The organism is Anaerofustis stercorihominis, from assembly GCF_024623185.1.
Lineage (GTDB): Bacteria > Bacillota > Clostridia > Eubacteriales > Anaerofustaceae > Anaerofustis.
The window spans coordinates 1-21,469 of record NZ_JANJZK010000010.1 but is presented as its reverse complement, the minus strand read 5'-3'; the positions used below and the strand labels follow the sequence as shown (position 1 = coordinate 21,469).

The window sequence follows — 21,469 nt, the reverse complement described above, 5'->3', positions numbered from 1 at the left end:
ATAAAATAATAATAAGTAGTATTAATCATTAACTAATATAATACTTTTTTAAACTCTTTCGCTTACGATGCTAAATCCGCTTTCAATTAGAGTTTTTTCTATATCTTTGGCTTGACTGCTGTCTTTTGTTTCCATGGTTATTTTTATGAAGCAACTGTTGATAGGCATTTCAGGGTCTCCGTTATCGTATTGTACCTCTACAACATTTGCTCCGCATTTGCTTATTACGGAACTTACCGCTACGAGCTGTCCCGGCTTATCTGTAAGAGCTATTGTAAGAGATGTTTTTCTTCCGCTCATTACAAGACCTCTGTCTATTACTCTGTTTAAAATGTTAACATCTATATTTCCGCCGCTTACAATACATACGACGTTTTTATTTTTAAGAGGTATCTTATCAAACATTGCCGCCGCAACAGAAACTGCTCCTGCGCCCTCTGCTACGAGTTTTTGTTTCTCCATCAGCATAAGTATAGCCGCAGCTATTTCGTCTTCCGTAACGGTAATCACCTCGTCTACGTATTCTTTTACAAGTTCATATGTCAAATCTCCAGGTTCTTTGACTGCGATACCGTCTGCAAATGTATTTACCGTTTCGGTGGCAACCCTGTTATGTTCCTTCATTGATTTATACATGCTCGGTGCACCCGCTGCCTGAACTCCGTAAACTTTACATGTAGGTTTTAAATGTTTGATTGCATATGCAACTCCGCTTATGAGTCCGCCGCCGCCTATCGGTACTACAACAGCATCTACATCGGATAGTTGATCCAATATTTCAAGACCTATCGTTCCTTGTCCCGCTATCACATCTTCGTCGTTAAAAGGATGAATGAAAGTGTATCCTTCTTCCTTTTGAAGTTCGATTGCTTTATCATATGCATCATCATAAGTATCACTTACCAGGCATACTTCAGCACCGTAACTCTTTGTAGCTTCTACTTTACTTATAGGAGCGCCGTCGGGCATGCAGATAATGCATGGTATCTTATTCTTTTCGCTGGCTAATGCCACACCTTGTGCATGATTTCCCGCACTGCAGGCAATGATACCTTTCTTCTTTTCTTCGTCATTTAATTGACTTATTTTATAATACGCACCTCTGATTTTGAAACTACCGGTGGTTTGTAAATTTTCTGTTTTTAAATATATCTTATTTTTATTACTAAGAGGCGGAGCCGCAATCAAATCCGTCTTCCTTATTGCGTCTTTAAGTGTAAACGCTGCGTGATATACTTTGTCTAATGTTAACATATTGCCCTCCTTATGGTTGAAACTTATTAAATTTTATTATATTCCTATTTTCTGAATATTGCAAATAATTATTGTTAATTTTATTTGGGATAATTGAAAATAGGCTTTAGTAGTGATATACTTTTTATTAAATCCAAATATAAGGAGAAATAAAATGCAACATACATTAAAAGGTTTGAATGAAAAATTAGATTCACTTGCGGTATTTAGAAATATCCTAAATACCGATATCATAAAAAGCTTACGACGCTTACTCGATTTACTTTTAAAGGATGAGCTATCCGACGATAAGGCAGTATACACTTACGGCGAATTCGTTTCATGTTTATATAAACATGATTTTGACTTTTCAAGATACATATATAATTTTATACTTAATGATGAAAATTTTTATGTTAAGGCAAAAGCCGCCGGAAGGGAAATTCCCGATTTAATTGAAAAATGTGTAGATGAGGAATTAAATATACTTGATGATCTAAGTAAGCTTACACCTCTTGAAATAAAGGAATATATGGATTATGACGGATTTCTTCCCGCGTGGGAAAATACTATGCTCAATTTAAAAGAAGAATATCAAAAGAAGATAAACTCTCTTTCCGTTACCGGTTATGGCATATATGCGAAGTATAATGCATTTGTTCTTAAAAATGATAAAATCGTTCCCGTTAAGTATCCGGACAGACAAAGTATTGATGATTTGTATGGTTATGAAAGAGAAAGAAATCTTATAATAAAGAACACGAAGGCTTTGCTTGACGGAAGCGGTGCAAGCAATATGCTTCTTTACGGAGATGCGGGGACAGGGAAGAGTTCAAGCGTAAAAGCTGTTTGCAACCATTTTAAAAATGACGGTTTAAGGCTTTTGGAGATAAAGAAAAATCAGCTTTATAAGATACCTAACATCGTAGATGAACTTTCCGCAAATCCTCTTAAGTTTGTAATCTTTATAGATGATTTGAGTTTTACCGGGAATGATGATAATTTTTCCGCATTAAAGGCAATCTTGGAGGGCGGTGTAGCTGCTCTGGGAAGTAATGTAGTTATATACGCAACAAGCAATAGGCGACATTTGGTCAAGGAAACCATGTCGGAAAGGACCGGGGATGAACTTCATTTGAATGATACTCTTCAGGAAACCATGAGTCTGGCTGCAAGGTTTGGGCTTACGATAACGTTCCAAAAACCAAGCAAAGATGAATATTTAAATATAGTTAAAAATCTTGCAAAACAATACGAAGTGGAAATCGACGAAAAAGACTTATTTACAAAGGCAGAAGCATTTGCCATAAGAAACAACGGAAGAAGTGCAAGGACTGCGAAGCAATTTGTGGAACTTTTAAAAATAGGGATTTAATAAAAATAAAGACCTCTAAGAATAAGATATATTCAAAGAGGTTTTTATTTTATAAATTATTAATATTATTAGACTAATTTATATTTCATTTATAAGATAATTTTCTTTTTCTTTATTTAATTCTTTGCGAAGTCTTGATGCCATAAATACCGTAACGGCACCGGAAAGTATATCTGCTAACGGCTGTGAATAAATTATACCGTCAAGACCGAAAATGAGCGGAAGAACTAAAATGACGGGAAGGAAGCATAGTCCCTGTCTTAATGCACCGATGATAAAACCTTCTTTTCCTTTTCCCAAGGCAAGAAAGAGGGAGGAGTAAACTGTATAAAAACCAAAAATAAAGAAAGAAAGTCCGTTTGCTATTAGTGCTTTTCTTCCGACATTTATTAGCTCCATATCGTCCTTTGTAAATCCCGACATGATACCGGAAGAGAATATTGCTACAGTCGAACCGAAAATAACACAAAATACTGTTGACCAAATTATGGTTGTTTTTATAGTTTCATATAACCTTTCATATTTTTTTGCCCCGTAGTTATATCCTGAAATGGGCTGAAAGCCTTTGATAAAACCAAATACCATTAAACTTCCCATAGAAACTATCCTTGTAACATCACCCATTCCTGCAATCACGGAATCTCCGTATCCGTTTGTTTTTGCAATGGCGCTTATCAGTGCAATGGAAAGACTTGTCAATAATTGAAATACTAATGTGGGAATACCTATTTTAAAAATTTCCGCCATGATATCTTTTGATAAAGAATAGTCCTTAATATTAAAAGTAAAATTGCTTTTTTTACTTAATATATAATACAGATATACGCACGTTGAAACCATTTGTGAAATGGCAGTTGCTATTGCCGCACCAGCAATCTCTAAATTAAACGTGTATATCAATATTGGGTCTAATATGATATTTAAAACCGCACCGGATAGTAGTGCATACATTGTCGTTTTAGCCGCTCCTTCACTGGTAACTATATTATTCATTGTGACATTGAAAACATTAAAAATACATGAAATTATATAGATACTCGTGTATGTAACCGCATAAGGCAGAATACTTTCTGTTGCACCTAAAAGTTTTAATATAGGATTTAGAAAAATAACAGTTAAAATGATAATTGCCGTACCGACGAAAATACTGCTGAACAGCGCGGTATTGGCGACCTTATTTGCTGTATCCTTTTCTCCTTTTCCAAGTAATCTTGAAATATATGAAGCTGCTCCGTTTCCAAATAATAATCCAAGTCCTACTATTATCTGACCTAACGGAAAGGCAACTGCAATAGCTCCGTTTTGGCTTGTTCCAAGCCCCGATACAAAATAAGCATCCACTAGATTATAAAGTGCATTGACCATCATACCTATCATAGTAGGTAGTCCTAATGCTAATAATGCTTTGGGTATTGGTGCATTTCCAAGTAATTCTGTTTTTTTGTTTCGTTCGTTCATTATTACTCTCCTTTTCTTGACAAATATATTTATATAAGTTACCATAATTTATATCAGTATAAAGTTAATTACTATAAATTATAGTACAATAATACATACTACTATAAAATATAGTAATTGTCAATAATGTTTTAGATTGGAGAATTATTTTTATGGCTACTATTGATTTAATCGTACTTGGAATGTTAAAGGATAAACCTTTAAGTGCTTATGAAATTCAAAAACTTGTGGAATATAGAAATATATCAAAATGGGTTAAAATCAGTATACCTTCAATATACAAAAAGGTTATTCAGCTGGAGAAAAAGGGATACATTTTAGGTAAGACAACCAAAGAAGGGAATATGCCCGAAAAAGCGGTTTATACTTTAACATCGAAAGGCGAAGAAGAATTTGAAAATTTGATGTTTGATATTTCTTCAAAACCAATAAATATATTATTAGATTTTAATTCGGTAATCGTAAATTTAGATAATCTTCCAATAGATAAACAAAAGGAATGTATAAATAGAATAGAAGCAAATGTTACGACTTTAAAATCATATTTGAGAGAGAATTTAGAAGCTAAAAAAAATCTTTCAAATGTACCCGAAATGGGAAAGGCTGTTTTGTACCAACAAATCATGTTGGTTGAGGCTATTGAAGAATGGATAAAATCAGTAAAGCAGGATAAATCTTTAATATTTGGTTAATACCGGTAAATATATGATTTACGAACTTAAATAATCAATAATAGAATAAAAATAAAACAGACATGAATTTTTTTCTTCCGTCTGTTTTATTGGTATATTAAATAACTGTTTTAATCCGAGATAATATAATCTACAGGGATATCAAAATCTTCTCTCGGCACTTTGGGGGTTATTTGCTCCTTATAACAAAGTCCGATTTTTTTGGCATCAAGATTTTTATTTGAGAAAAATTTATCATAATATCCTCCTCCGTAACCGACTCTGTAATTATCTTTATCAAATACAACTCCCGGAGTGATAATCACATCCAATATTTCGGGATTACAGATCCTTACATATTCTTTTTTAGGTTCTAAGATATTATAAAAACCGGTTTCAAGCTCATCGAAAGAATTAAGTTTAGAAATATGCATTGCTTTATTTTTATTGTCTATTATCGGAATATAGACATTTTTATTGTTTTTTATTAAATATTTTATAAATTTATGAGTGTCGACCTCATCTTTGAAACTCACAAAGCACATTATATTTTCTGCATTTATGATATCTTCGTTGGAAATTAATTTATTATAAATTTCGATATTTTTGTTATTTTTTGCGTCTGTATCGATATTATTAAGTATTTTTAAAATCTTATTTCTGAGTGTTACTTTATCCATTTGGTCCTCTAATATTTATAATTTTCTCTAAGAAGTTCTATTTCTTTTTTATAACCTTCCAGTTCGTTGGGTGTCTCGAGGAAAATAGGTAAATCTTTTATTGCAGGGTGATTAATAAAGTTTATAAGAGGTTCTGTCTTTAAAAATCCTTCTCCTATTTTTGCATGTCTGTCTTTATTTGTGTTAAAGTCATTCATAGTATCATTTAGATGTACAGCTTTTAATTTATCAAGACCTATTATATTATCAAATTTTGTAAGAACTCCGTCCAAATCACTTACTATATCATATCCTGCACAGTAAACATGGCATGTATCAAGACATACGCCCATTTTATCTTTTAAATTTACTCTATCTAAAATTTCTCTTAACTCCTCAAATGTTTTTCCAATCTCACTTCCTTTACCTGACATTGTTTCTAACAGTATGAAGGTGTCATCATCTTCCTTTATGCATTCATTCAATGTTTCCTGTATCCTTGATATACCTTCTTCCAAAGTATCTGTGGTATGACTTCCGGGGTGAAAGTTATATAAATGTGAAGGTATTTTGTTCATTATATCAAGGTCTTTTCTGAATAGTTCTTTGGCGAATTCTCTTGTGTCTTTTTTGGCCGACGCCATATTAAGAGTATATGGTGCATGAGCAAGTATATCAGAAAAATTATTTTCTTCCATTATTTTTCTCAGCCCGTCAATATCTTTTTCACTTAGTTCTTTTGCTTTTCCGCCTCTTGGATTACGTGTAAAAAACTGAAATGTATTTGCTCCGATGCTTAGTGCGTCTTTTCCCGCTGCCTCATAACCTTTTGCTATGGACATGTGTGCTCCGATATTTAACATATATATTTCTCCTAACTGTTTTATATATTAAGTATAAGTAAAATTAATTAAAAATCAATGTTATATTAAGTATTTTGCTTTTTTAAACATTTTTATAAGTAAAAATAATTTATTACCAAAATGTATTAATTGAATATTTGACGCTTTTTTGATATAATACTTAAACTATATACTGGGAGGTATACTATTTTGAAGTTACCAGAAGAAATTAAAAAGGTATGTAAAAATATCATTGAATATTATGACAATAATCCATCTGATTTACTGCAGATAGTTTTGAAAATACAAAGACAGATCCCCGGGAAATTTATAAATTTCGATATTGCAAAATACATAGCAGATGAAATGAAAATCCCACTAAGTAATGTCTCTGAAGTCGTTACTTATTTTGACGCATTGAGTACTAAAAAAAGAGGGAAATATATTCTTGGTCTTTGTAATGCGACATCTTGCAGTTTAAACGGCAAAGATGAGATAAAAGAAATTTTTGAAAGAGAACTTGGGATAAAAGAAGGTGAAACCACAGAGGACGGATTATTTACTCTCGAACTTGTGCCTTGTTTCGGTGCATGTGATATAGCTCCTGCGGTAAGAGTGAATGATAATGTGGTCGGAAGATTGAACGAAGAAAAAATAAAAGCTTTGTTATCTAAGCTGAGGGGGGCTAAATAATGGGAACGGTAAAATATATCACAAAAGACTATGGGACTTATGACGGTTTTAATATAGATGAATACATAAAAAGAGGCGGTTTTAAGGGACTTAAAAAAGCTATACTTCAAGGATATGAGAAAACCGTTCAAAATGTTTCAGACAGCGGACTTCAGGGCAGAGGCGGTGCAAATTATCCAACCGGAGTAAAACTTGCTCAGGCAAGAGAAGCTAAAGGGACAGGGGACAGATATATCTTATGTAATGCCGACGAAGGTGAACCCGGAACATTTAAAGATAAATATCTTCTTCAAAACGGGATATATAAAGTCATAGAAGGTATAATAATCTCTGCATTTTGTGCGGGAGCAAATAAAGGCTATATATATGTAAGAGAAGAATATACTTTCATGCATAAAGACATCGAATTTGCAATCAAGCAGGTTTATGACAAAGGATTTTTAGGTGAGGATATCCTATCGAGCGGGTTTGATTTTGACTTGTCTTTATTTTCAGGAGGCGGGTCTTATGTTTGCGGTGAAGGTTTTGCCATGTGCGAAAGTATTGAAGGAAAGAGCGGTAGACCAAGGAGTAAACCGCCTTACGTAAAGGAATGCGGGCTTCATAATAAACCTACTCTTGTTATAAATGTGGAAACCGTAAGTGTCATAGCAACTATGATGCAAAATGGTTTTAAAAGTGTGCTTAAATACGGAGTGGAAGACTGTCCGGGAACAAAAATGGTATGTGTAAGCGGAAAAGTCAAACATCCGGGAGTTTACGAAGTTGAGTTCGGAACCACCGTACAAAATATAATAAAAATCGCAGGCGGTATAAAAGGCGGTAAAAAAGCTAAATTTGTACAAATCGGAGGGGCAAGCGGAGTAATAGTACCATATGAAAAATTAAATATCCCTTATACTTATAACGGTATGAAGAAAGTAAAAGGAAATATCGGTTCGGGAGCAATCGTAGTAGCGGATGAAGATGACGGTGTAATAGATTATTTATCTGTCGTTGAAGATTTCTTCTTTCATGAATGCTGCGGTAAATGCGTTCCATGCAGGGAAGGTAACAGACAACTAAAGAAAATAATGGATAGATTTAAGATAAAACAAGGAACGTTAGCGGATCTTAAAAATTATGTAAGAATAGTAAATGCCCTTGACGCTTCTTTATGCGGCAGCGGCAAAACTCAAATAATTCCGTTTATCAGTGCGTATACGAATTTTTCTCAAGAATTCAAAAATGCACTTAAGAGGGAGGAATAAAAGTGATTAATTTAACTGTTGATAATATAAAAGTAGAAGTAAAGGAAGGGGCGACGATTTTAGACGCCGCAAAAAAAGCCAAAATTGAAATCCCTACACTTTGCTATTTAAAAGATCTTAACAGACCCGCATCATGCAGGATGTGCATGGTAGATGTGGGAGGTAAATTATTCCCCGCATGTGTAACTCATGCTGCGGAAGGTATGAATGTAAAGACGCATACCAAAAGGCTTAGAAATATAAGAAAAACTATAATTGAACTTACTCTTGCCAATCATAACTGTGAATGTACGACTTGTGAAAAAAGCGGGAACTGCAAGCTTCAGACTATGGCAAATAAATATCTTACAGGTCCAAGTGAGTTCGAAACAGAGTTCGAAAAGGGGATAGATAACAGTTCAAGTGCTGTTACTAGGGATTTAAGCAAGTGTATAAAATGTAACAGATGTGTCAGCATGTGCAGAGATAAGGTTGGTGCGTCAGCAATTTCACTTATTAACAGAAGTGAAGAAACCACTGTTGCAACTCCTTTCAATATGCCTATCATTCACAGTGATTGTATCGGCTGCGGACAGTGCATAACGGTTTGCCCTACGGGTGCTTTGATTGAGAGAGGTACTACGGAAGAATTGTACGATTTACTTGGTGAAGATACATATTATAATATCTGTTTATTGTCACACGGTGCATATGAAACGTTAGCTAAAGGTGTTGGTGTAGATAATGCGCTTATGAAGGCAAAGGTCGTAGATGTTTTAAATAAGCTGGGATTTTCTGAAGTAATAGATTATGAAGAGTATTTGATAAAGGAAATGAATGCCGTTGCATATTTGCTTAAAGAAAATATGCTTGAAGGAAAACCGTTGATTTATTCCTGCTCATCCGGCATACGTAGAGAAATCGAAGATGTTTATCCTGAGGCTGATAATCTTTTTGTTAATCTTTCTAAAATAAGAAAGGATATAAATACTAGGTTTAAAGAAGGCTATCTGGACAGGAATATCGACAAGGACGTTCATTTAACGAGAGTTGAAAACTGTACAGCTTTTCTCCCCGAAACCAATGAGACATCGGGTATCGATATTTCGATAACTACAAGACAGCTTGCAAAACTTATTAAAACAAGCGGTATTGATTTGAACAAGGCTGATAATAAACCACTTGATAACCTGGATTATACGGGGGTATTCAATCCATATTTCTTGAGCGTAAATACCGCATATGCTATTATAAGGCTTGGTGAAAGAGCGTCAATAAAAAATGATAAAGGAAATATCAAAGAATTTTCATTTGATTTATCCGACGGTAAGGAAATCAAATGTGCCGTTGTAAACGGACTTAAGGCTTCCAAAGAGGAAGTTAAAAGAATATTGGACGGTGAAAGTGAATACAATTTCCTTTGCGTCATTCCTTGCGAAGGAGGGTGTGAATTCGGAGGAGGAAGACCTGTTATAACAAAATAAGTTAAATAAAATATTAGGACTATTCATAAGTATTTATGAGTAGTCTTTTTTATTTAGGAGGAAAAATGTTAGTTCATATACTTAGAAAAAATGAAAATATAGAAGATTTATGTAAATTGTATTCGATAAGCAAGGAAAGAATTTTAAAAATAAATCGAATGAATGAGAATAGTAAAATCCAAGTAGGACAGAAAATAATAATCCCCATCGATGATTTTTATTATTTTAAAAGAAAGGAAGAAAATTTGGAAGACATAGGAAAAAAATTCAATATTTCAAAGGAAGAAATTTATAAAAATAATATAAATCCTTTATGTTTTAATGACGGGAGTATAAGGCTAAGGATAGATACGCATAAGAAGGATCTTGAAGTGTATTCTCTTGTAGATTTAAATTTAAAGAGCAATGCTTTTATAGAGCTGGATTTGGAAAGCCGATATGTAAATTCCGTACTTGGGTATAATGGGATTGGAAATAAGGATGCTCCCTTGTATGTAGAGGACTATTATTTAAGGATGATTCATGATGTGGATAAAGTCTCTACAAGTCTGATTATCAATAGCATAAAATGTGATACTTATGAATTTTTGGCTGATTATATATGTAAGAATATAACTGAAAGTATTTATTATGACGACGTTACTTTATATTATGATTTAGCGGGAATAGATTTAAATTTACTTTTTGACATATTGAACAGCAAAAATATAAAAACAAATATATTGCTGGATGAATATTTATTTTCCGGTATTTCAAATAATGAAGAAATAATAAAAATTATAAATAAAAATGCAAATAAAGTATTTGTTTTGCCAAATTTTATAAGTGATGTTTTATATACTTCAAAGGATGAATATCTTTCATTTTTAAATAAAATCTCTGTTTTTGATAAAAATAAAGTTGTAGCGGGATTTAATTTAAATAATGCTGGAAATGAAGATATTCTGGACATTATAGAAAAGGTGAGGTATTTATATGATATGGACTTTAGACATTTATTACTTTATAGTTCTGGTAATAGATTTTTTGAAATGGAATATATTTTAAAACATTTTTTTGCAATAAATAAGTAGTTTAGTTAATTTATTTGATATTTTCCCGAAATGTATTATAATAGTATGGAATATGCAATATAATTTAAATAAAAGAATAATAATTTTGAAAATGATCTATGTTTAATGATCGATATTAATAATAAAAATAATAATCAATAAATGAACATAATACTGTAAGGAGATAAAATGAAAGGGTTAATATATAAAATAGAGAAATATACCACTCAGTGCGGTCCCGGATTTAGGACCGTCGTATATATGAAAGGTACACCTCTTGAGTATCCATGGTGCGAATTTCCCGAAGCACAGGAAAATGATATAGAGATGCTTTTTGATAAAGAAAAATGCAAAATGTGCTATAAATGTACACAGGCATGTAATCAAAGGATAGTAGCAGAAGCTGAACATCAGGTATTTGAATGTACAAAGTGCGGTAAATGTGTAGAAGCATGTCCAAACGGAGCCAGAGAGCTGATAGGTGAATATATTACTCCGAAGGAGCTTGTTGACAGAATAATGCCTGAAATGGAGTATTATAAAACAAGCGGGGGAGGTGTTACATTTTCAGGCGGAGAGCCTTTGATGCAGGCTGATTTTTTACTTGAGGTGATTAAGCTTTTAAAAGAAAATGATGTCAATGTTGCAATAGAGACAGACGGTTATGTCGATTATAAAGTATTTGAAAAATTGATACCTTATACGGATTATTTTTTATATAATTTAGACTTGGTAAATGATGATGTACATAAGAGATTTACCGGTGTCAGTAATGAGCTTATCATAGAAAATTTAAAAAAGGTATCCTTCAGTATGTCGAAGGTTATTGTAAATGTTACATTCGTAAGCGAAGTAAACTGCAATATGGATGAACTTAAACTTATTGTATCTCTTCTTTCAAAACTTGAACTTGAGGGCATAATCATTAAGGGTTATAATAATACCAATGAATATATGTACAGACTGCTTGGTAAAATCAGAGAATATGAATTTAAGGCTCCGAACAGAAAAACATTACTAAATATATCAAACCTATTTAAAAGAATATGTGATGATGTGAAAATCCTTTCATAAGGGTTTTCTTTTTTATTTGAAACATAAAATAAAATTATATGTAAATTAACATATGTTATATACCATATATATAATATAATGTCGTATTAAATAGTATGAAAATTTTGGAAATATACCCTTGTATTTTTCTTTTTATTATATATAATATTAGTTACAGGATTATGTAGGAAAAGAATATTTTTTAAATTATTGTAACTATATTTGTTGTTTGTTGTTTTTGATGATTAAGTTACATTAACTTTAAGGATATCCTTTTTTGCATAGTAGGGATATTAAAGGGTATATGACTGGATGTGGGACCTGATTTAAAAGTATTATTTTTATTTGATACATAAAGAATTTGAAAGTATTGATCTTTAATATTCTTACTTAATCTTTTTAATTTTTAAGGGGAGATTTAGACTTATGGCAAAAAGCGAAAATTATAAGATTTTTGAACGAAAATTAAAAGATGTAAATTCTAAAAAGAAAAGATTATCTCTTCTTGAACAATTGGATTCTTTAGATGAGGAAATTTTAAACGAAAGAGATAGGATTTCCAAAGAACTTTCATTTTTTGAAAGTGCATTAGATTCACTTGAAGATATGGATAAGAATATTATTGAATCTAATTATATAGAAAAAATTAGTATGGTTAAGATAGCCGAAGAAACTAATTATGCTACCAGTGTTTGTTCAAGAAAAAAAGTAAAAGCCGTTAAAAATCTTATGTACTTGATGACAGGTATTAAGGAAGAGTAAAAAAGAAGGGGATCCCCTTCTTTTTTTCGTTCATTTAAATTCCTTTATCATTTTCTATATTCATCATTTCAAGGGCGACGCTGTCAAATACTTTAAGGGCAGGTCCCGAACCGTATCCTCCGTTTTCTATGAAAACAGTCATAGCATATTTGGGATTGTTATATGGGAAATATCCCGAGAACCATGCATGAGGAGATTCTTTTTCATGATTTTCTGCTGTTCCCGTCTTACCGGCAAGTCCTCCGTAACTGTCCAGTGAATTACTTTTTGCCGTACCGTCGACGCAAACCATTCTAAGCGCCTTTTGAAGTGTCTTTACTGTACTTTCTTTAAGTTTTAAATCAAATATTTGGTTTTGTTTTATATCAACTATATCATCACTCGTGTTTTTTACACTTTCAACGATATAAGGCTGATAACCTATCCCTCCGTTTGCTATGGCGCTCATTATAGTATTTAACATTAAAGGTGTAGCCTGGACTTTTCCCTGTCCCAAAGCCAAGTTGAAAGTATCTAAGTTATTGTAAATATTATCCGGAACAAAGGAATAATAGTCATCGTATTCCAAAATAAATTTTTTGTTCTTATTTGTTTTATCGTCACTACTTCCAAATCCGAGCTCTTTGGCATAATCGATTACTTTGTTTGAAATTATATTTCCTTTATCATCTTTAATATTTAATCTTTTTGCAAGTCTGTAAAAAACTTCATTACATGATTTACTTAAGCCTTCCAATGCGGTTATTTTCCCGTGACCTTCTCCTTCATGACAATATCTTGTAACTCCGTCGATTTTGATTTTTCCTGTACAGTTGAATTCTTCTTTTAAATCTACTGCGTTATTTTCAAGTGCCTGTGCCAAAGTAAGTATTTTAAACACACTTCCCGGCTGATAAGATAGAACATTTTTATTTAGCGTTTCGTCACTTGATACCATGGTTAGTATCTCTCCGGTTTTAACATCGGTTACTACCACGCTTCCGCCTTTAAAGTTATTTTCCTTTAGGAACTTCTTTAAATATTCTTCTGTATATTTTTGAAGATGATAATCCACGGTTGTATTTACAGTATTCCCTTCATTTAAATGGTCATTAACCGCAGTATAATTTTCTTCGTTGATTATACTTCCTGTGGCGTCTATGCTTGAAATTATATTTATCGGTGTCCCTCCGTTTAGAAGTTCATTATAATATAACTCAAGACCGCTTAGCCCTTCTACCGCATCTTTTGTAGTGGTGTCTTCATTTATTCTTATGTTTCCTATAAAGGTTTTTCCAACATTAAAAGAAGTATTGTTTTGAAGACTTACATTCAGCTTTTTATTTGCGGAATTATCCGCAAAATTGATGCCGTTCCTGTCCAGTATTGCTCCTCTCGGATAATATGTCTGTATTGTCTTTTCGTATTGCGATGCAAGTTTTTTTATGTTATCCTCGTCTTGAAACATGAATGCTTTTATCACAAAAGCTGTAAGTAATATAAATAGAAATATTATAAAAATAGATAACATTTTAATTCTTTTTTCTAAAGTATCTCTAAACATATTATAAGTATTGGTATAATGAGGAAAAATATACTATTTTTAGTGATTTTTCTGTAAAAAGTGTTATAATAATAAATTGAATATAACATTTAAAAGTAATGATTGGGAGTAACAAATGGAAGAGCAAAGGAAACTTCAATTAGCTACTGATTTTTATCAGTTGAGCGTAAGCAATGTATATTTCGAAAAAGGATTTAAAGACAGAAAAGCCGTATTTGATGTCTTTATCAGGAGAAATCCTTTTGAAGGAGGATATTCTGTTTTTGCGGGACTTGAGCAGGTAATAGAATATATCAATAATCTAAGATTTGAAGAAGATGATATAGCTTTACTTAGAGAAAATCATCCCGAACTTACAAACGGATTTTTAGATTATTTAAGAGAATTTAAATTCAGCGGTGAAATATATGCAATGGAAGAAGGAGAAATATTTTTTCCATCGGAACCTGTACTTAGAGTAAAGACAAACTTGATTGAAGCGCAGATAATCGAAACTGCGATACTCGCAATAATCAATCATCAAAGTCTTATAGCTACAAAGGCTTCTAGGATAGTTTCCGCCGCAGGTACTTATGCACCGGTGCTTGACTTCGGGCTTAGAAGAGCTCACGGAACGGAAGCCGGACTGTACGGTTCAAGAGCATGTATAATAGGCGGATGTGTAGGTACGAGTAACGTTGAGGCTGAATATAAGTGGGATACCGTATCAAAAGGTACTATTTCTCATGCTTTTATTATGGCCTTCGACAGTGAACTTGAAGCTTTCAGAGCATATGCAAAATATAATCCCGATAATTTGATACTCCTTGCTGATACCTATGATACTTTAGGCAGCGGGATAAAAAATGCTATAAAAGTATTTAATGAAGAAAGAGAAGCGGGGAGATTGAAAGGCAGTTACGGTATCCGTCTTGACAGCGGAGACCTTACCTATTTATCCGTAAAAGCCAGAGAGATGTTTGATGAGGCGGGATTTGAAAGTGCCGTTATAAGTGCTTCAAACGATCTTGACGAATTCATTATTTCCGACCTTAGAAATCAGGGGGCAAAAATAGGTATGTACGGAGTAGGTACCAAAATGATAACCGCTGACGGTACCAGTGCTTTAGGCGGAGTATATAAGCTTGCAGCAATAGAGAGAGACGGCAAATTATCTCCTAAAATAAAAGTTTCCAATGATCCAATAAAAATTACTAACCCGGGATATAAAAAAGTTTTAAGATTTTATGACAATCTTACGAATGTTGCCATAGCGGATTTAATAACATTAAATGATGAAGTAATCGACGATACAAAACCGCTTACAATATATCATCCTGTTCACACCTGGAAAAAGAGAACGATAGAAAATTTTCATGTAAAAGAATTGTTAAAACCTATATTTGTAGATGGAAAACAAGTATATTATTCACCTAAGCTTTCTGAAATCAGAGAAAACCACATGGTTGCCAGAAGTACATTTTGGCCTGAATTCTTAAGACTTATAAATCCAAGTGAATATCATGTAGATGTTTCTGATAAATTATTTGATATAAAGAAAGATTTACTTGCATCGGTACAAAAATAATTTAAGAGGAGAACGTTTTATGAGTGAGAAAAAAAATGTAGGCGTCGTATTCGGAGGTAAATCCGGAGAATATGATGTTTCCCTTTTATCTGCCTATAATGTAATAAAGGGCATAAACAAGGAAAAGTTCGATATTACTATGATAGGTATCACATTGGAAGGGAAATTTTATATTTATAAAGGTGATGTTGAGAAAATAAAGACTAACGAATGGATAAACGACAGTGAAAATTTAATAAGCGATTTTTCATTGTTTGACGGAGATATAATAAATAAAGTTGATATTATTTTCCCTGTTTTGCATGGACAAAACGGAGAAGACGGAAGGATACAAGGTCTTTTTGAAATGATGGATAAGCCTTATGTAGGCTGTGAAGTCCTCGCTTCTAGCGTATGTATGGATAAAGATATAGCAAAAAGGATATTCAGAAGCGTTGGTATTCCCGTCGTAGACGATGTTCTTGTTTTTAACACGGATATAGAAACAGATAAACTGCTTACGGATACTCTTGACAGATGTGAAGAAACCCTTCCTTATCCGATGTTTGTAAAGCCGGTTAACATGGGTTCAAGTGTTGGTATATCAAAGGCTAAAGATAGAGCCAGCCTTAAAGAAGCACTTCTAAAAGCAGTTAAATTTGATACTAAAATATTAGTTGAAAAAGGTATAAACGCAAGGGAAATCGAAGTTGCGGTACTGGGTAATTCTCATCCCGAAGCTTCTTATCCGGGAGAAATCGTATCGTGTAAAGAATTCTATGATTATGAAGCTAAATATCTTTCAGGGGACGGAAGCAGGATAGATATCCCCGCAAAAATAGATGATAAGATAATCGAAAAGATAAGGAATTATGCGGTAAAAGCATTTAAAGCAGTAGGTGCCGGCGGTTTATCAAGGGTTGATTTTTTCCTTGACAGAGATAGCGGAGATATTTATTTAAATGAGGCTAACACTCTTCCCGGTTTTACAAATATAAGTATGTATGCTAAAATGTGGGATTATATGGGCATTGGTTATTCAGATTTGATTGAAAGACTGATTGACTTAGGTTTTGAAAGATATGAAATAAAACATAGATTAACTATAAAAGAATAATATGGGAGAAAATAATGTTCGGGAAAATAACAAGAGAAAAAGAAATTATTAAATTAGTCGATGATGCGATAGATAAATGTATTGAACAAGGGCTGCTTGAAATAAAAAAAGAAGATGTGCCTGAAATCAGGGTCGAAGTACCAAGGGAAGAAAAGTTTGGGGATTTTAGTGTAAATACTGCTATGCAGCTTGCAAAAGCTGCCAGATGCAACCCAAGAATTATTGCCGAAAATATAATTAAAAATATTGATACGAAAAATTCTTATGTAAAAGATATTTCTATTGCAGGTGCCGGATTTATTAATTTTACTTTGGATAATAAATGGCTTTATGACGAGTTAAAGAAAGTTATTACTTTAAAAGATAAATATGGAAAAATCATAGAAGAAAATCCTAAAAAAGTAAATGTTGAATATGTAAGTGCTAATCCTACCGGACCTCTTCATATAGGGAATGCCAGAGGAGGAGCTATAGGTGATGTGATAAGCAATATCCTTACATGGGCAGGATGTGAAGTTACAAAGGAATTTTATTTGAATGATGCGGGAAATCAAATAATTAAATTCGGTCAGTCTTTGGAAGCCAGATATTTACAGGAGCTTGGTAAAGATGTCACATTCCCCGAAGACGGCTATAAAGGTGAGGATATCACAGAACTTGCAAAGAGTTATATCGAAGAAAACGAAGATAAGCTTTTAAATGTAAGTGAAGAAGAGAGACAGCACGAACTCGTGGAATATTCTCTTGATAAAAATGTTTCGAACATGGTTAATGACCTTAAGGATTACGGAATTGATTACGATGTATTCTTCAGCGAAAGAACTCTTCATAATTCGGGAGCGATAGATGACGTAATCTCTAAGATGAAAAAAGATGGCAGTGTATACGAAAAAGAGGGAGCGTTATGGTTCAAAGGTACTGATTACGGACTTGAAAAAGACGAAGTACTTATAAGACAAAACGGAGTGCCTACTTACTATGCTGCGGATATAGCTTATCATTATGATAAATTAGTCAAGAGGAATTTTGATTATGCAATAAATGTTTGGGGAGCAGACCATCACGGTCACGTTGCAAGACTTAAAAAGGCAATGGTTGCACTGGGCGTAAGCGAAGACAGACTGGATGTGATTTTAATGCAGCTTGTACATTTGGTTAAGAACAATGAAGCTTTCAGAATGTCAAAGAGAAAGGGAAATATTTATACTCTTTCCGATTTGGTAGGCGAAGTTGGCAAAGATGCCGCAAGATTTGTATTTAATTATAATAAGCCTAATACTCATATGGATTTTGACCTCGACCTTGCAATAAAGAAATCCAGCGACAATCCTGTTTTCTATGTGCAGTATGCTCATGCAAGGATTTGCAGTATCATAAGAAATATTGGTAAGGAAGTTAAAACAGAAAACTTTGAACTTCTCGATAAAAAAGAAGAAATAAACTTGCTTAAACTAATTTCTAATTTCAGCGATGAAATCTTAAAAGCAAGCAAGGATCTAGATCCAAGTAAAATTACCAAATATGCAATGGATCTAGCGGGTTCGTTCCATTCTTTCTATAACGCACACAGAGTCATAGTAGATGATGAAAAATTAATGAATGCAAGACTTGCTCTCATTACCGGAGCAAGGGATGTCCTTAAAAATACTTTTGATATATTAGGTGTAAGTGCTCCCGAAAAAATGTAGGAGTAAAATATGATAGATAAAAGTATGGTCGATGTCATTGCTGACATCAAAAAAGAGGAAAATTTAAAATCGGATAGTGAAAAAGCTTTATATCATAAAAACTGCGGTGAGACTTTGATTGAGGCTTTAAAAATAAAGTATGAACTGGATATTGACGATAAGGTATTTAAAATGCTTGCTCCTTACGGATTTGGTATTCAGACCGGAAATACCTGCGGTGCTTTTGCCGGAGGAGTAGCCGCAATAGGACTTATGTTTACCGAAGATAAACCTTCCACAAATGAAAAGATGAAAGAAATAGTAAAAAAGTGGGTTGAAGTTTACACTGAAAAATTCGGTTCCATAAACTGTTCATACATAAGACCGAGATATATGGATCCGGTAAGAGGATGTCTTAAAGTTATGGAAGAAGCGGGAACGTTATTTGAAGGATTTATAAAAGATTATATATAAAAAAGACGCTTTTAGCGTCTTTTTTATTTTACCAAATACCCAGTATATGCTGCATAATAAGACTTACTGCAGCTATTCCTACCCAGCAGCAGGCACCCATGAAAATAGGCTTCGTTTCTGATTTTATTAGGTGTACTATATTTGTATTTATCCCTATAGCAGCCATAGCCATTATTATAAAGAATTTGCTTAGTTCTTTCAGAGGAGTTGTTATTACCGGAGATAGATTGAACACAGTGGTAACAACAGCTGCTAAAACGAAGTAAAGAATAAAAAATGGGAATATTTTTTTTAGACTTACATTTCCGCCTTCTGCTTTTTCTTCTTTTCTCGTTCTTATAAAAGCCAGTACTAATGTTATAGGAATTATTGCAAGCGTTCTTGTTAGTTTCACTATCGTTGCCGCTTCCAAAGTATTGCTCATGTGTATCCCGTCCCATGCTGCGGCAGCCGCGGTTACCGATGATGTATCGTTTATTGCGGTACCTGCGAATAATCCGAACCCTTCGTTGGATAAGCCTAAAAATGACCCCAGTGCTGGGAATATCAAGGCAGCTATCACATTAAATAAAAATATTACTGATATAGCCTGGGCTATCTCTTCGTCGTTTGCATCTATTACAGGTGCCGTTGCAGCAATTGCAGAACCTCCGCATATGGAAGAACCCACACCTACCAAAGTAGATATTTTTGAAGGTATTTTCAGTAGTTTGCATATTACATATGAAATGACAAGTGAAGTTGTGATAGTTGCTATAATGATTGGAAGGGATTGTTTTCCTTTCATTAATATATCCGTTAAGTTCATGCCGAATCCAAGCAGTATAACCGCGTACTGAAGTATCTTCTTTGATGTGAAAGTTATTCCCGACTTATATGAAGATTTGTCTTTTATAACATAATTTATCACCATTCCCATAAGTATTGCAAATACAGGACCTCCCACTACGGGAACAAGTTTTCCCAAAAACCAGGCGGGAACAGCAATGATCAGACATAAAATTATTCCTTTGATGTTTTGTTTTATAAATGCCATATTTTCTCCTTTGATTATTTTAATATGATTTTTGATTTACTTTGATATTTTACCATTATTTATAAATAATTTAAAATTATAAATATTTATTTATATATAAAAATATGTTATGATATTTTAAAGGAGAATTATATAAAATGTTAGATTTTAGGATTGATACTTTTTTGGAAGTTTGCAAACAAATGAACATAACCAAGGCGGCTAAAAGTTTGAATATCACTCAGCCTGCGGCTACTCAGCATATTAAATTTTTGGAAAGCAGTTATAATATTAAACTATTTAACTATAAATCTAAAAAGCTTTCTTTAACGAAAGAAGGGGAAGTATTCCTAAATTATATAACAACTCTTAAGCATGATGATTTGAAATTAAGAAGTGAAATAGGTTTGATTGGTAATAAAAATTTACAATTAAACTTTGGTACAACTTTGACAATCGGCGAATATCTTATGCCGGATAAGATAAGGAAGTATTTAAAGGATAATGATAATGTAAATATGAAGGTTCTCGTTGCTAATACGAATGAACTTTTAAATTATATCAATAATGGAAATATTGATTTTGCGATTATCGAAGGTAATTTTCCGAAAAATGAGTTTGACTATATAAAAGTATCTGCTGAAAACTATATAGGAGTTTGCAGTAAAAAGAATAAAATATATAGTAAAAACTTATCTTTGGAGGATTTATTAAATCAAAGACTTATAATAAGAGAAACAGGTTCGGGGAGCAGAGAACTGATTGAAAAATATTTGGAAAACAGAAGTATAAGTATAAATGATTTTAGTAATACGATTGAGATTAATAACATTAATACAATAAAAGAATTAGTAAAAAGTAATATTGGTATAACTTTTTTGTATGAAGCCGCTGTCAAAAATGAACTCAAGAATAATGAACTTGTTAAATTACATATCAAAGACTTTAAGATAGAACATGATTTTAATTTGATTTGGAGAAAAAACAGTAAATACAAAAATTATTATTATAAAATATTTGAAGATTTTATTAAATAGGTATAGAATATTAAAAAGGGCAATTGAAAAGGAGTAAAAAGTTTATGGAAAAATCAAGAGTTGATATTGCGGTAGATAAGTTTAAAAGCGGTTATAACTGTGCGCAGGCGGTAGTATGTACATATTGTGATTTGCTTGGGCTTGATGAAGAAACAGCCTTTGCTATGTCTGAAGCTTTCGGAACGGGTATTGCAAGGATGCAGGAAACATGTGGAAGTGTGTGCGGTATGATCATGCTTGCCGGACTTTTAAACAGCGATAAGAATTTAAAAGAACCTAAAACAAAAATCAAATCACTTACATTAGGTAAGGAATTGGCTGACAAGTTTAAAGAAATGAATACTACAGTTAGATGTAAGGAATTAAAAAGCGTAGGTATGGACAGACCTCCAATCAGAAGCTGTGACGGATGTGTTCATGACAGTGCCGAAATAATAGAAAAATATTTATTAAAGAAATATTTCGAATAGAATAAGGTAAAAAAGTCCATCTAAAGGACTTTTTTTAATGATAAGAAAGGGAGCAGGTTAGGAAATGGGAGATAATTATTTTAAATAAG

Annotated in this window: 20 protein-coding genes; 14 read left to right on the top strand and 6 right to left on the bottom strand. The window is 32.9% G+C overall.

Features of this window, described 5'->3' with window-relative positions; all coding sequences use genetic code 11:
• Positions 1-48 precede the first annotated feature (48 nt).
• A complete protein-coding gene (gene ilvA / locus NSA01_RS07090; RefSeq protein ID WP_257480791.1) occupies positions 49-1,254 on the bottom strand; it encodes a threonine ammonia-lyase in 1,206 nt (401 codons plus the stop codon).
• 154 nt (positions 1,255-1,408) lie between these two features.
• On the opposite strand from ilvA, the gene NSA01_RS07085 reads away from it, so the two are divergent.
• A complete protein-coding gene (locus NSA01_RS07085; protein WP_257480790.1) occupies positions 1,409-2,608 on the top strand; it encodes an ATP-binding protein in 1,200 nt (399 codons plus the stop codon).
• A gap of 78 nt (positions 2,609-2,686) precedes the next feature.
• Here the strand turns inward: NSA01_RS07085 and NSA01_RS07080 are convergent, their stop codons facing one another.
• Positions 2,687-4,066 carry an MATE family efflux transporter gene (locus NSA01_RS07080; protein WP_257480789.1) on the bottom strand — a complete coding sequence of 460 codons (1,380 nt, stop codon included), beginning with the start codon at positions 4,064-4,066 and terminating at the stop codon, positions 2,687-2,689.
• Between the two features lie 152 nt (positions 4,067-4,218).
• On the opposite strand from NSA01_RS07080, the gene NSA01_RS07075 reads away from it, so the two are divergent.
• A complete protein-coding gene (locus NSA01_RS07075) occupies positions 4,219-4,758 on the top strand; it encodes a PadR family transcriptional regulator (RefSeq protein ID WP_257480788.1) in 540 nt (179 codons plus the stop codon).
• A 110-nt stretch (positions 4,759-4,868) separates the two neighbouring features.
• Here NSA01_RS07075 and NSA01_RS07070 read toward each other — a convergent pair whose 3' ends face one another.
• Positions 4,869-5,417, bottom strand: coding sequence for a 5-formyltetrahydrofolate cyclo-ligase (locus NSA01_RS07070; protein ID WP_257480787.1), 549 nt, complete (start codon positions 5,415-5,417; stop codon positions 4,869-4,871).
• Between the two features lie 8 nt (positions 5,418-5,425).
• On the bottom strand, positions 5,426-6,259 hold the full coding sequence (locus NSA01_RS07065; protein WP_257480786.1) for a deoxyribonuclease IV: 834 nt from the start codon (positions 6,257-6,259) through the stop codon (positions 5,426-5,428).
• 189 nt (positions 6,260-6,448) lie between these two features.
• Here NSA01_RS07065 and NSA01_RS07060 point away from each other — a divergent pair, with 189 nt between their 5' ends.
• The 6 genes from NSA01_RS07060 to NSA01_RS07035 all read left to right on the top strand — a co-directional run bounded on the left by NSA01_RS07060 (position 6,449) and on the right by NSA01_RS07035 (position 12,511).
• On the top strand, positions 6,449-6,931 hold the full coding sequence (locus NSA01_RS07060; RefSeq protein WP_257480785.1) for an NADH-quinone oxidoreductase subunit NuoE family protein: 483 nt from the start codon (positions 6,449-6,451) through the stop codon (positions 6,929-6,931).
• Entirely contained in the window at positions 6,931-8,181 is a 1,251-nt protein-coding gene (locus NSA01_RS07055; protein ID WP_257480784.1) for an NADH-ubiquinone oxidoreductase-F iron-sulfur binding region domain-containing protein, read from the top strand. Before NSA01_RS07060 ends, NSA01_RS07055 begins: the two co-directional genes overlap by 1 nt.
• A gap of 2 nt (positions 8,182-8,183) precedes the next feature.
• The gene (locus NSA01_RS07050) at positions 8,184-9,644 is read left to right on the top strand and encodes a [Fe-Fe] hydrogenase large subunit C-terminal domain-containing protein (protein ID WP_257480783.1); all 1,461 of its coding nucleotides are present in this window, start codon (positions 8,184-8,186) and stop codon (positions 9,642-9,644) included.
• A 65-nt stretch (positions 9,645-9,709) separates the two neighbouring features.
• A complete protein-coding gene (locus NSA01_RS07045) occupies positions 9,710-10,717 on the top strand; it encodes a LysM peptidoglycan-binding domain-containing protein (RefSeq protein ID WP_257480782.1) in 1,008 nt (335 codons plus the stop codon).
• Between the two features lie 168 nt (positions 10,718-10,885).
• Complete coding sequence (locus NSA01_RS07040; RefSeq protein ID WP_257480781.1) at positions 10,886-11,770, top strand: glycyl-radical enzyme activating protein; 885 nt, start codon at positions 10,886-10,888, stop codon at positions 11,768-11,770.
• 405 nt (positions 11,771-12,175) lie between these two features.
• The gene (locus NSA01_RS07035) at positions 12,176-12,511 is read left to right on the top strand and encodes a hypothetical protein (RefSeq protein WP_257480780.1); all 336 of its coding nucleotides are present in this window, start codon (positions 12,176-12,178) and stop codon (positions 12,509-12,511) included.
• 34 nt (positions 12,512-12,545) lie between these two features.
• On the opposite strand, the gene NSA01_RS07030 is transcribed toward NSA01_RS07035, so the two are convergent.
• Positions 12,546-14,021, bottom strand: coding sequence for a peptidoglycan D,D-transpeptidase FtsI family protein (locus NSA01_RS07030; RefSeq protein WP_257480779.1), 1,476 nt, complete (start codon positions 14,019-14,021; stop codon positions 12,546-12,548).
• A 148-nt stretch (positions 14,022-14,169) separates the two neighbouring features.
• Between NSA01_RS07030 and NSA01_RS07025 the strand changes: the two genes are divergently transcribed.
• Genes NSA01_RS07025 through NSA01_RS07010 form a run of 4 tightly spaced genes read left to right on the top strand, consistent with a single transcriptional unit; the run spans position 14,170 to position 18,858 of the window.
• Positions 14,170-15,621 (top strand): nicotinate phosphoribosyltransferase, encoded by a 1,452-nt coding sequence (locus tag NSA01_RS07025; RefSeq protein ID WP_257480778.1) that lies wholly within the window; start codon positions 14,170-14,172, stop codon positions 15,619-15,621.
• A gap of 19 nt (positions 15,622-15,640) precedes the next feature.
• A complete protein-coding gene (locus NSA01_RS07020; RefSeq protein WP_257480777.1) occupies positions 15,641-16,717 on the top strand; it encodes a D-alanine--D-alanine ligase family protein in 1,077 nt (358 codons plus the stop codon).
• A gap of 14 nt (positions 16,718-16,731) precedes the next feature.
• Positions 16,732-18,405, top strand: a complete 1,674-nt coding sequence (gene argS, locus NSA01_RS07015) for an arginine--tRNA ligase (RefSeq protein ID WP_257480776.1) — start codon at positions 16,732-16,734, stop codon at positions 18,403-18,405.
• A 9-nt stretch (positions 18,406-18,414) separates the two neighbouring features.
• Positions 18,415-18,858 carry a C-GCAxxG-C-C family protein gene (locus tag NSA01_RS07010; RefSeq protein WP_257480775.1) on the top strand — a complete coding sequence of 148 codons (444 nt, stop codon included), beginning with the start codon at positions 18,415-18,417 and terminating at the stop codon, positions 18,856-18,858.
• Between the two features lie 28 nt (positions 18,859-18,886).
• On the opposite strand, the gene NSA01_RS07005 is transcribed toward NSA01_RS07010, so the two are convergent.
• Positions 18,887-19,894: a YeiH family protein gene (locus NSA01_RS07005; RefSeq protein WP_257480774.1), complete on the bottom strand. Its 1,008-nt coding sequence runs from the start codon at positions 19,892-19,894 to the stop codon at positions 18,887-18,889.
• A gap of 137 nt (positions 19,895-20,031) precedes the next feature.
• On the opposite strand from NSA01_RS07005, the gene NSA01_RS07000 reads away from it, so the two are divergent.
• A complete protein-coding gene (locus NSA01_RS07000; RefSeq protein WP_257480773.1) occupies positions 20,032-20,910 on the top strand; it encodes a LysR family transcriptional regulator in 879 nt (292 codons plus the stop codon).
• 44 nt (positions 20,911-20,954) lie between these two features.
• Positions 20,955-21,380, top strand: a complete 426-nt coding sequence (locus NSA01_RS06995) for a C-GCAxxG-C-C family protein (protein ID WP_257480772.1) — start codon at positions 20,955-20,957, stop codon at positions 21,378-21,380.
• Positions 21,381-21,469: the final 89 nt, after the last annotated feature.

What these genes read in the sequence shown, in the direction of transcription:
- ilvA (WP_257480791.1), bottom strand. Translation starts at nt 1,254, where the DNA reads ATGTTAACATTAGACAAAGTATATCACGCAGCGTTTACACTTAAAGAC.
- NSA01_RS07085 (WP_257480790.1), top strand. Translation starts at nt 1,409, where the DNA reads ATGCAACATACATTAAAAGGTTTGAATGAAAAATTAGATTCACTTGCG.
- NSA01_RS07080 (WP_257480789.1), bottom strand. Translation starts at nt 4,066, where the DNA reads ATGAACGAACGAAACAAAAAAACAGAATTACTTGGAAATGCACCAATA.
- NSA01_RS07075 (WP_257480788.1), top strand. Translation starts at nt 4,219, where the DNA reads ATGGCTACTATTGATTTAATCGTACTTGGAATGTTAAAGGATAAACCT.
- NSA01_RS07070 (WP_257480787.1), bottom strand. Translation starts at nt 5,417, where the DNA reads ATGGATAAAGTAACACTCAGAAATAAGATTTTAAAAATACTTAATAAT.
- NSA01_RS07065 (WP_257480786.1), bottom strand. Translation starts at nt 6,259, where the DNA reads ATGTTAAATATCGGAGCACACATGTCCATAGCAAAAGGTTATGAGGCA.
- NSA01_RS07055 (WP_257480784.1), top strand. Translation starts at nt 6,931, where the DNA reads ATGGGAACGGTAAAATATATCACAAAAGACTATGGGACTTATGACGGT.
- NSA01_RS07045 (WP_257480782.1), top strand. Translation starts at nt 9,710, where the DNA reads ATGTTAGTTCATATACTTAGAAAAAATGAAAATATAGAAGATTTATGT.
- NSA01_RS07040 (WP_257480781.1), top strand. Translation starts at nt 10,886, where the DNA reads ATGAAAGGGTTAATATATAAAATAGAGAAATATACCACTCAGTGCGGT.
- NSA01_RS07035 (WP_257480780.1), top strand. Translation starts at nt 12,176, where the DNA reads ATGGCAAAAAGCGAAAATTATAAGATTTTTGAACGAAAATTAAAAGAT.
- NSA01_RS07030 (WP_257480779.1), bottom strand. Translation starts at nt 14,021, where the DNA reads ATGTTATCTATTTTTATAATATTTCTATTTATATTACTTACAGCTTTT.
- NSA01_RS07025 (WP_257480778.1), top strand. Translation starts at nt 14,170, where the DNA reads ATGGAAGAGCAAAGGAAACTTCAATTAGCTACTGATTTTTATCAGTTG.
- NSA01_RS07020 (WP_257480777.1), top strand. Translation starts at nt 15,641, where the DNA reads ATGAGTGAGAAAAAAAATGTAGGCGTCGTATTCGGAGGTAAATCCGGA.
- argS (WP_257480776.1), top strand. Translation starts at nt 16,732, where the DNA reads ATGTTCGGGAAAATAACAAGAGAAAAAGAAATTATTAAATTAGTCGAT.
- NSA01_RS07010 (WP_257480775.1), top strand. Translation starts at nt 18,415, where the DNA reads ATGATAGATAAAAGTATGGTCGATGTCATTGCTGACATCAAAAAAGAG.
- NSA01_RS07005 (WP_257480774.1), bottom strand. Translation starts at nt 19,894, where the DNA reads ATGGCATTTATAAAACAAAACATCAAAGGAATAATTTTATGTCTGATC.
- NSA01_RS07000 (WP_257480773.1), top strand. Translation starts at nt 20,032, where the DNA reads ATGTTAGATTTTAGGATTGATACTTTTTTGGAAGTTTGCAAACAAATG.
- NSA01_RS06995 (WP_257480772.1), top strand. Translation starts at nt 20,955, where the DNA reads ATGGAAAAATCAAGAGTTGATATTGCGGTAGATAAGTTTAAAAGCGGT.